This window comes from Catenulispora pinistramenti, assembly GCF_018274385.1.
GTDB classification, from domain to species: domain Bacteria; phylum Actinomycetota; class Actinomycetes; order Streptomycetales; family Catenulisporaceae; genus Catenulispora; species Catenulispora pinistramenti.
The window spans coordinates 21731-31282 of the sequence record NZ_JAAFYZ010000118.1; the positions used below are offsets into that span (position 1 = coordinate 21731).

The 9552-nt window shown below is 69.8% G+C and carries 8 protein-coding genes; 4 read left to right on the plus strand and 4 right to left on the minus strand.

The window, feature by feature from the left end; translation table 11 throughout:
• Positions 1-8 precede the first annotated feature (8 nt).
• Positions 9-857 carry an alpha/beta fold hydrolase gene (locus tag KGQ19_RS28830; RefSeq protein WP_212014582.1) on the minus strand — a complete coding sequence of 283 codons (849 nt, stop codon included), beginning with the start codon at positions 855-857 and terminating at the stop codon, positions 9-11.
• A gap of 101 nt (positions 858-958) precedes the next feature.
• On the opposite strand from KGQ19_RS28830, the gene KGQ19_RS28835 reads away from it, so the two are divergent.
• Genes KGQ19_RS28835 through KGQ19_RS28845 form a run of 3 tightly spaced genes read left to right on the plus strand, consistent with a single transcriptional unit; the run spans position 959 to position 3362 of the window.
• Entirely contained in the window at positions 959-1399 is a 441-nt protein-coding gene (locus KGQ19_RS28835) for a winged helix-turn-helix transcriptional regulator (protein ID WP_212014590.1), read from the plus strand.
• 33 nt (positions 1400-1432) lie between these two features.
• The gene (locus KGQ19_RS28840; protein ID WP_212014592.1) at positions 1433-2419 is read left to right on the plus strand and encodes an ATP-binding cassette domain-containing protein; all 987 of its coding nucleotides are present in this window, start codon (positions 1433-1435) and stop codon (positions 2417-2419) included.
• Positions 2420-2465: 46 nt separating this feature from the next.
• The gene (locus KGQ19_RS28845; protein WP_230419603.1) at positions 2466-3362 is read left to right on the plus strand and encodes an ABC transporter permease; all 897 of its coding nucleotides are present in this window, start codon (positions 2466-2468) and stop codon (positions 3360-3362) included.
• Positions 3363-3402: 40 nt separating this feature from the next.
• Here the strand turns inward: KGQ19_RS28845 and KGQ19_RS28850 are convergent, their stop codons facing one another.
• The 3 genes from KGQ19_RS28850 to KGQ19_RS28860 form a co-directional block, all read right to left on the minus strand.
• Entirely contained in the window at positions 3403-3951 is a 549-nt protein-coding gene (locus tag KGQ19_RS28850) for a GNAT family N-acetyltransferase (protein WP_212014600.1), read from the minus strand.
• 81 nt (positions 3952-4032) lie between these two features.
• Positions 4033-4530, minus strand: a complete 498-nt coding sequence (locus KGQ19_RS28855; protein ID WP_212014602.1) for a Rossmann-fold NAD(P)-binding domain-containing protein — start codon at positions 4528-4530, stop codon at positions 4033-4035.
• Between the two features lie 105 nt (positions 4531-4635).
• Positions 4636-7410, minus strand: a complete 2775-nt coding sequence (locus tag KGQ19_RS28860; RefSeq protein WP_212014604.1) for a galactose-binding domain-containing protein — start codon at positions 7408-7410, stop codon at positions 4636-4638.
• Between the two features lie 271 nt (positions 7411-7681).
• On the opposite strand from KGQ19_RS28860, the gene KGQ19_RS28865 reads away from it, so the two are divergent.
• Positions 7682-8941 (plus strand): ROK family protein, encoded by a 1260-nt coding sequence (locus tag KGQ19_RS28865; RefSeq protein ID WP_212014606.1) that lies wholly within the window; start codon positions 7682-7684, stop codon positions 8939-8941.
• The last annotated feature ends 611 nt before the right edge of the window (positions 8942-9552 follow it).

Consider the following 9552-nt stretch of genomic DNA (forward strand, 5'->3'; position numbering starts at 1 on the left):
GCAGGAACTCAGAGCAGGAATTCGGTGAGTAGCGCCAGCAGTGCCTCCGGCCGGTCGAGCGGGATGATGTGTCCGCACTCTGCGATGTCGCGTCCGGTGACGTCGTCGGCGATCGGCCGGAGCTGGTGGTAGAGCGCCGGGCCCACTGGCTGTGCGCCGATCGCGAGGGTCGGGACGGTCAGCCGACCGCCGGCCGTCGCGGCCTCGATCTGGCGGGCGGTGGTGGGCATGGCGCGGTAGTGCTCGAAGGCGCAGCGCAGGGATTCGGTACCGGTGTAGGCGGCGACGAACGCGTCGCGGACATCGGCGGGGATACCGCGTCCCTGCGTTCCGGCCGCCAGGAACCAGTCCACGTATTCGGGCTCGTGGCCGGTCAGGACGGTCTCGGCCAGGCCCGGCACAGCGTGGAAGCCGAACCACCACGGCGCGCCGCCGGACAGGAAGTCCTCGGCGCCGGGCAGGCGGCCGAGGAGCGCCTCCATCAATACCAGCTGACGGACGAGGTCCGGTCGGCGCATGGCGAGCAGGAAGGCCGGGGGCGTGCCGGCGTCGATGCCGACGACCGCTGCCGAGTCGATGTTCAGGGCGGCCAGCAGGGCTTCGGCGTCGGTGGCGAGGTTTTCGGCGTCGTAGCCGTCGGCGGCTCGGGTGGTGGCGCCGAGGCCGCGTAGGTCTGGGGCGATGACCTGGTAGTGCTCGGACAGCGGGCCGATGACCGCTGTCCATAGCTGCCAGGTGTGGGGGAAGCCGTGCATCAGGAGGAGTGCCGGACGGGTACCGGCTCCGGCTCCACTGACGGCGACGTTCACCTCGATGCCGTTGACGGGGACTCGGAGCAGTTCTATCGGCGCGGGCATAGGTTCTCTCCCAGGTGCGATGCGGTTACCATTGGATATCACGTAACCGTAGGAGAGCGACGGAGCGGCGCCAAGACGGCACTTCTCCGTCAGGTGGTGAGGTGGAAGTGACCGCCCTGGCAGACGACGCACGCGGCGACCTGTTCGATCCGGCCTGCCCGACCCGCGAGTTGCTGGACCGGATCGGGTCGAAGTGGACGTCGATGGCGGTGAAGGTGCTGGCCGAGGCGGCGCCGCAGGAGGTGCGGTTCGCCGAGCTGCGGCGCCGGATGCCGGGCGTCTCGCAGAAGATGTTGTCGACGACGTTGCAGGCGTTGGTGCGGGACGGGCTCGCCGGGCGGCGCGTGGAGCCGACCGTGCCGCCGCGGGTGCACTACAGCCTGACCGGGCTCGGGCTGTCGTTGGAGGAGCCGCTGGCTGCGCTGCGCGCTTGGGCTGAGGAGCATATGGCGGCGATCGACCGCGCCAACCGGGAGGCGGTCACCAGCCAGGCTGCCTCCGATGCTCAGAGCGCGTCCCCCGGCCAGCCTGCGAACCTGTAGCGCGCTACCTCCCGCAGCCATAGCCTGGACTGTGTGGAGTCCCCAGCCAGTCCGGCGCCGGGGGCCACGGCCTCGACCGGCGTGATCCGTACCCGGGAACTGACCAAGGTCTACCGGGGCACCGACTTCGCCGCCGTCGACCGGCTGGACCTCGATGTGCGGCCGGGTGAGATCTTCGGCCTGCTCGGCCCGAACGGCGCGGGCAAGACGACCACGGTCGGCATGCTCACCACCCGGGTCGTGCCCACGTCGGGGCAGGCGTCCGTCGGCGAGGTGGACGTGGTGGCGCGGCCGGCGCTGGCCAAGCAGCTGCTCGGGGTGGTGTCGCAGCAGAACACGCTGGATCGGCAGCTCACTGTCTGGGAGAACCTGTACGTGCACGGCCTGCTGTTCGGCGTCCCGCGCGCCGAGTCGCGCCGCACCGCCGACCGGCTGCTGGACCAGTTCCACCTCGCCAAGTGGGCCAAGGCCTCGGTCTTCGCCCTGTCCGGCGGCATGGCGCAGCGGCTGATGGTGGCGCGCGCCATCTTCCACCGGCCGGCGGTGCTCTTCCTGGACGAACCGACCGCCGGTCTGGACCCGCAGAGCCGGCTGGCGTTGTGGGACATCCTCGGCGAGCTGAACGCCGACGGCCAGACCATCCTGCTGACCACGCACTACATGGAGGAGGCCGACCGGCTCTGCCGGCGCGTGGCGATCATGGACCACGGCCGCATCCTGGCCCTGGACATGCCGGCCGAGCTCAAGCACGGGATCGACGCCGACACGGTGGTGACCCTGCGCGCCCGGGGCGACCTCGACGCGCTCGGCGCCGCGCTGCGCGGGGAGGTCGCGGGCATCACGCGCACGCGGGCGGCCGGCGGCAGCCTGGAGCTGCATCTGCGCGGCGCGGACGGCTCGCTGGCGCGGATCGTCATGGCGGCCGAGGCGGCGGGGTACGACGTGGCCGACCTGTCGGTGGCCGCACCGAGCTTGGAGGACGTGTTCATCGGGCTGACCGGCAAGGAGCTGAGGGACTGATGGCGGCGCGAAGCAAGCACCTGGGCCAGAAGGAGCTGAGCAGCTGATGGCGACCGCACGAGCCGACGCCGCGCTGCCCGGCACCGCCCGGCCGCAGATCCGCTCCCACCCGGCGCGCTCGGCGGCGGCCGCGTCGCGCACCGCGCTGGGGGCACTCATCCTGCGCGACCTGATGGTGCTGAAGAAGCACTTCGGTGAGTTCGTGGCGCGGACGCTGGTCCAGCCGTTCCTGTTGGTCTTCGTGTTCCTGTACGTGTTCCCGACCATCGGGCAGGGCATCGGGGGCGGGGGCGGGGCGCACAGCGAGTCGGCGTTCGCGACGGTGTTGGTGCCGGGCGTGGTCGGCATCTCCATCATGTTCCAGGGGATTCAGGCGGTGGCGCTCCAACTGGCGGCGGAATTCGGCTACACGCGCGAGATCGAGGACCGGGTGCAGGCGCCGTGTCCGATCTGGTTGGTGGCCTCGGCGAAGGTGCTCTCGGGGGCGGTGCAGGGCATGATCTCGGCGCTGCTGGTGTTCCCGATCGCGGCGGTGGTGCACGCCAAGGGCGTGCACGCGGACCTGTCGTACCACTGGTGGATCGTGCTGACGCTGATCCCGCTCGCCTGCGTCGCGATGACGTCGCTGGGGCTGCTGCTGGGCACCACGTTCGAGGCGCGGAACATCGGGCTGATGTTCGGGTTCGTGGTGCTGCCGCTGACGTTCCTGGGCGGGACGTACTACGAGTGGACGCGGCTCGCGCCGGTCAAGGTCGGCGGGTTCCCGTGGTTGCAGACGGTGGTGCTGGTCAACCCGCTGATCTATATCAACGAGGGCATGCGGGCGGCGTTGACGGATGCTCGCCACATGCACTTGTACGTGGTGTACCCGGTGTTGATCGGGTTCCTGGCGCTGTTCCTCGGGCTGGGGTTGCGCAACTTCAGGCGGCGGGTGCTGTCGTAGCAGGTGCTGTCGCGACGGGTGCTCTCATGGCGGAAAGCGGTCAGAGCGCAAGCGCAGCGGCGGGGCGCCGCACGCCAAACCACTGCATCGCGGCGAACTCCTCGAACCGCTCCACCTCTGTGAACCCGAGCTTCGCCGCCAGACGCCGCGCGCGGTCGTTGGCGACCTGCGTGCAGAGCACCACCGGTTTCCCGGGACGCAGGTCGGCTATCCAGTCCAGCGCCGCCTCGCACGCCTCGGCCGCATAGCCGCTCCCCCAGGCGTGCGGGAAGAACAGGTAGCCGATCTCGGTCTCACCGCCCTCCCGGGTTACGTGCCCCGGACGCTCCGCCGCCCGCCGGTCGAGCGTTATCAGCCCGATCAGCGCCCCGGCGAGTTCGACCACGAAGAAGCCGAAGCGCTGCCCGGGCACCTCAGGCGCGGTGCGCTCAAGCTGGTCCCGCGGCCGGCCGCCGCCGATGTAGGCGCCCACTTCCGGCGAGGCGAACATCTCGATGATCGCCGCCCGGTCCCGGGCGTGCGAGGCACGCAGCACGAGCCGTTCGGTCCGGATCGGGGCGGGAGGCCAGGCAAGCTCGGATTCCGACACAACCGGCAAAATATCGCAGGAGCCTGAGGGTGGGAAACTCCCGCCTCAGCCGTCCGGTGTCAGGCCGGGTGGCGGGCACGATCAGCGGAACGCTGCGAGGCTCTCAGCCGCCCACTGGTGAAACGTGCGGGCCGGGCGGGCGGTGATCCGCTCGGCGGAGCGTGGCGCTTGGACCGATTCATCGGTCGTGTGGGCCCAGTAGTCCAAGACCGCTTCGACGAAGGGTTCGGGCACGTGGCCGGTGAGTTGCGCAGCCGCCTGCTCCCGAGTCACCTCGCGCAGCTCGATGTCGTGGTCGAGCAGTTCGGCCAGGATCCGTGTCCGGTCACGGAAACTGAGCGCGTGCGGGCCGCCGAGGCTGATCGTCTCGGCTTCCAGCGCGTCGGTGGTAAGCGCGAGCTCTGCCACGTCGGCGATGTCCTCGGGGTGGATGACGTCCAATCGGGCATTCGGGTAGGCCTGCTCGACCGGCCGGCCGGCGCGGATGGACGCCGCCCGCCCCAGGGTCATGGCGGCGAACCCGCCGGGGCGCAACACGGTCGCGGTCAGTGGCGCGGCGAGCACTGCCTCTTCGACCAACAGGTGGTGGTGGGCCAGCGCGTTGCGCTCAGGCCCTTGAGAGCGCCAACGAAATCAGCGTTGGCACTCTCCTGTCAAGAGTGCCAACGCAACGGGCTCGCGGTATCAGCTCCCGTATACCTCGAACGACCACAGCGAATAGCCGTAGCCGCTCCCCCGCACCGTCCCATACATCCGGACGTACCGCCCCGACCCCGAAAGGCCCGTCAGGTCCTGCGTGCCGCCGGATCCGGTCGTCGTGCTGTAGATGGTCGTCCACGTCGTGCCGTCGTTCGAGGTCTGGATCTGGAACGCCTGCCCGTAGGCCGCCTCCCAAGCCAGCTTCACCTCGTTGATCGGGTGCGTGGCGCCCAGATCCACCTGGAGCCACTGTGGATCGGATGGATCGCTGGACCACCGGGTGTTCGGGTTGCCGTCGGTGGCCTGGTTCGCCGCGTAGTTGCCGCCGGACTGCGCCGAGGAGGCGGTGGTCGGCTTGTTCAGCGCCAGATCGTTCCCGACCACGGTCCAGGTGAAGGTGGCGTTGCCCGTCGCGCCGGTGGCGTCGGTCGCGGTGATGACGGGCGTGGTGGCGCCGTTGCCGGTCGGGGTACCGGTGATCTGGCCGGTGGCGGTGTTGAAGGCCACGCCGTTCGGTAGGCCCGTGGCGCTGTAAGTAAGCTTCTGTCGGGGCGCCGAGTCGGATGCCGCGATGGTCAGAGGGCTGATAGGGGTACCGGCAGCAGAGGTCTGATTGCCGGGGCTGGTCACCCTGATCGTGTTGCCGGGGTGGCCGGATACCGCCGTGAAGCCGAGCGCCTGCGCGGAAGCCGGCCGGGTGTCACCGCCGCTCCCGGAGTTGTCCCAACCCCGCTGCGGGGAAGTGGCGACCGGCAGCGGACCCGAGCCGGTCAGGCTCAGGGCGAGGCCGCTATAGCGGTTGACCAGGCGGTACGACCCGGTGGCCGTCGAGTGACCGCGTGCGGCCGGGGACTGCACGATCGTCTGGATCGACCACTGCTGCCCGGTCGTCGGGGAGGCACCGGGCGCGCCGGGCGTGCCGAGCGAGACCGGGGCGTCCCAGGCGCGTCCGGCATTCGAGGTCGAATTCACCCCGAGCACCCGGCCCGAAGCGCTGTTGGCGATGGTGAAGAAGCCGTCGCCGGTCGGCGTGAACTTCCATGTCTGCGCCGAGGACGTGCCAGCCGGGCCGGCAGCCGAGCCGGCGGCCGCGACTGTCGTCAGCGCCGAACCGCGCTGCGCCAGATACCGGCCGTCGCCGGCGCCGATCTCATACGACACACCGCTGCTGACCGGCCCCTTCGGCAGCGCGGCCGAGGACTGCGGCGCGATCGTCACCGGCGAGTACTCGCTGGTGTAGGTCGAGCAGTAGTACGCGCAGTAGGAACGGAACGTCTTGCCGACGACCGTGGAACTGGTCAGCGTCGAGGAGTCCAGGAACCACCGGTACCACGCCGCGTTCGGCAGGCTGGACACCAGCCCCATGTCCGTCCACTTCTGCGTGGCCAGGTCGTCGGTGGTGTAGAAGTGCAGCGGCGTCAAGGTGTTCGTGGCCTGCGCGATGTTGTTCTGCGGCGTGCCGATGTACTTGCCCAGGTAGGCGTCCCACGCCACGTTCATCACCGCGAGCTGCGAGTTGTCCGGCATCGCGCCCGCCGCGACCTGCGCGCCCACGGTGCCCGAAGTGGACGGCCGGTAGTCGTTACCGGAGGCGACGTACCCGCTGCCGACGCCCTCGGCCGGGATGATGTCGCTCTCCGGGCCGCCGACACCGGGGCTCTGCCACGCGCCGTTGTACCACTTGCGCCAGGACGAGGTCGCCATCTTCTGCGAGATCGGCGCGCGGGCCACATGTTGCAGCCACACCGTCCCGCCACCGCTCTTGTCCAGGACCCGCGTGGCGTAGAAGGCATAGAAGTAGCCTGATGCGTAGTCCACGAACAGGCGCTGGTCGCCGTCGCCGTAGTAGTAGGTCTGGTTCGGGAACTGCTTGGTGTCATCGCGGGCGGTGCTGAAGGGCGAGGTGACCGCGTGCCCGGCGATGCTCCAGGTCGCGCCGTGGTCCTTGGAGACCGCGTAGTCGATGGCGTCGTAGTGCAGGCCGTCGCCGAACGGCTGCGGAGTGAACTCGTTGTGGATCAGGCCGTACCACCAGCCGGTGTCCGGGTCGACCCAGGTCCCGGACAGGTCGCAGTAGTTGCGTTCGGCGTATCCGGACCCTGATGGGGCGTTGGTCGATGTGACGCCGGTCGGGCTGTTGTCGCAGCGCCAGGTGGTGTCGCCGTTGCTGTCGTTCTTGTTGGCCGGGTTCACCGAGGTGCTGATCGGGGCCAGGGTCGCGGTGTCGAAGTCGCTGCCGGAGTAGAAGCTCCACTGCCGGCTGTCCGTCGCGCCGTACAGCGAATGCGACTGCTGATAGTAGAACTGGCCGTTGGCGTCGGTGTAGACCGAGGCCGGGGTGTCGTCCGGATTCGGGTAGTTCACCGGGGTCCCGGCCGACAAGGTGTACTGCGGCGGTGGCGCGGTGGTGGCCTTCCACACCTCAAGGGGCTGCGAAGGGTCGCATGGCTCCAGGCCGATCCGGGCGTTGTCGGCGGCCGATCCGCCTTGCACCTCCAGGCATTTGCCGGACTTGGCGCTGTACACGGTGCCATCCGGCAGCCACTTGAATTTCTGCTGCGCCGCGCCGGGCGAGCAGGCGTAGAGCTGAGCCAGGGCGCCGTTCGCGTCGGAGGCGCCGGTGATGTCCAGGCACTTGCCGGAGACGGTCACGGTTCCGTCGCCGTTCCAGGTCCAGCTCTGCGCGGACGAGCCGTCGCAGGCGGCGAGTTGGGCGACGTTCGTCGCGTCGCTCAGGCATTTGCCGCCGATGGTCACCACGCCTGCGCCGCGCGCTGTGGCGGCTGATGCCGTGGCCGCGGGAGCGGACGATATCCCGATCGCAGCCAAGGCTACGGCCCCCAAGGCGGTGACTGCCTTGGTTCGCAGCGCCTTGGGCCGTATTGTCCTGGTCCGTATCGCCGGTCTTGTTCTCACAGGTCGAACCTCCGGTTCGCAGTTAGTTAAAGTAGGATCCAAACTATTGATGCGGACGTCAATACCCCGGGCGCCCGCGCATGCCACGATGAGCCGGAGCGAAAGGTGGGCAGGGATGAAGGCGGATCTGCGGCCGGTGCCGGATTCGACGCCCGCGGTCGGGATGCCGCGGCCGAGCGACCGTGCGTCGATCCGGCGGGACAACCTCGGCGTGGTGCTGCGGCTGCTGCGCGACGGCGGGCCGCGCTCGCGGGTCCGGATCGCCGCCGACACCGGTCTGCCCAAGCCGACCATCACCGGGCTGGTCGGTGAGCTCGTGGCCCTGGGGTTGGCCTCGGAGGGGACGGTCGAGCGCGACGGGTCGATCGGCCGCCCGGGGTTGTCAGTGCACTTAGACGGCCGCGATGTCTGTGGCGTCGGTGCGGAGATCAGCGCCGACTATGTCGGCGTACTGGCAATGACGCTACGCGGCGAGACGGTCTTCGAGCAGCGCGTACCGGTCGCGGTCGCGGCCGCCGAGGTCGGATCGGTGCTCGACCTGCTCGCCGGCCTGATCACCCGATGCCTGGCGGACATCGCCGGCCGGGGCGTGCGACCGGCCGGGATCACACTGGCCGTGCCCGGAGTCGTCAACACCGCGGCCGGGCGGGTGGACTACGCGGCGAACCTGGGCTGGCGGGACGTGGACGTCCTGGCGGCTGTCCGGCGGCGCCTCAACCCGAACGCCCCGGCGCTGCGGCTGGAGAACGACGCGAAGCTCGCCGCGGTCGCCGAATACCTGGCGATCAACGACGCCGCCGTCCACGACCTGCTCTACGTCACCGGCGAGACCGGCATCGGCGGCGGCATCATCAGCGGCGGGCAACTGCTACGCGGCGCCGCCGGGTTCGCCGGCGAGATCGGGCACATGCCGCTGGATCCCGAGCGCCGCCCGTGTGCGTGCGGAAGGCTCGGCTGCTGGGAGACGATGGTCGGCCTCAGCGCCCTGCTCCGACTGGCCGCCGACCCCGACGATCCGGTCCACAACCCCACGGTCGACGTCGAGCAGCGCCTGGCCGAGCTGAAGGCGCGCGCGCTGGCCGGCGACGAGCGAACCCTGGCCGCCTTCGACCGGGTGGCGGCCGACCTGGGGCTGGGCATCGGACTGCTGGCCGATGTGCTCAATCCGCGCGCCGTGATCCTCGGCGGCTACTTCACGCACGTCGGGGAGCTGATGCTGGACCGCATCCGCTCGGTGGTACGCGAGCGGGTCATGGCGCCGGACGCCGGCGGCTGCCGGGTGGAGGTGTCCCGGCTCGGGTTCTCGGCGCCGGCACTCGGCGGTGCGCACTCGGCGTTGGAGCGGGTGTATCAGGATCCTGCTGCGCGACCGTGATGATCGGGGCAGGTCCAAGGCGGCGGCCGGGCGATACCTGAGGCACGCGGTCGAGGTGCGGTGGAGTTTGCCTGGGGCGGCGGAGTTTGCTGGGGGCTGGAGTTTGTGGGCCGGGCTGCGGTTGGGGTGTGAGTTTAGAAGCTTTTTACGGCCTTCGGTCATAGTTGTGCCGGTTCGGGGTTCGGGGTGGTGGGTGTGTTTGTCGGCTGCCGGTTCGCGCGTTCACAATCCCGCCTCACCTCAGGCCTCTTCAACTCCAGTTAGCCAGTGCAAGGTCAAGAGCTGTGGTGAAGAGCCGGGCCTCCGGCGGGCCTCGGCAACCTCAGGGAAACTAGCGCGGTTCCCTAGGGTGGCCGATCTAGTCTCAGCGGCGGCGGTTTGTGGGGTGGTGCGGTCCGTTCCCCTCGGTCGCGTCGTCAGCCCGGGGGGTACAGCACCGGTGTCCGGGGGTAAAGTCCGCGCGCTGCGGTTGGGCGTGTGAGCTGCGGTTTCGTATGGCGCGAACTTGACCCCCGGCCACCGGCACTGTAGGCGAAGCCCTGCCGACGCGACCGAGGGGAACGAACCGAAAACCAGCCGGAGAAATACAAAACGCAGGGAACGAGGACACC

What these genes read in the sequence shown, in the direction of transcription:
- KGQ19_RS28830 (WP_212014582.1), bottom strand. Translation starts at nt 857, where the DNA reads ATGCCCGCGCCGATAGAACTGCTCCGAGTCCCCGTCAACGGCATCGAG.
- KGQ19_RS28845 (WP_230419603.1), top strand. Translation starts at nt 2,466, where the DNA reads ATGGCGACCGCACGAGCCGACGCCGCGCTGCCCGGCACCGCCCGGCCG.
- KGQ19_RS28865 (WP_212014606.1), top strand. Translation starts at nt 7,682, where the DNA reads ATGAAGGCGGATCTGCGGCCGGTGCCGGATTCGACGCCCGCGGTCGGG.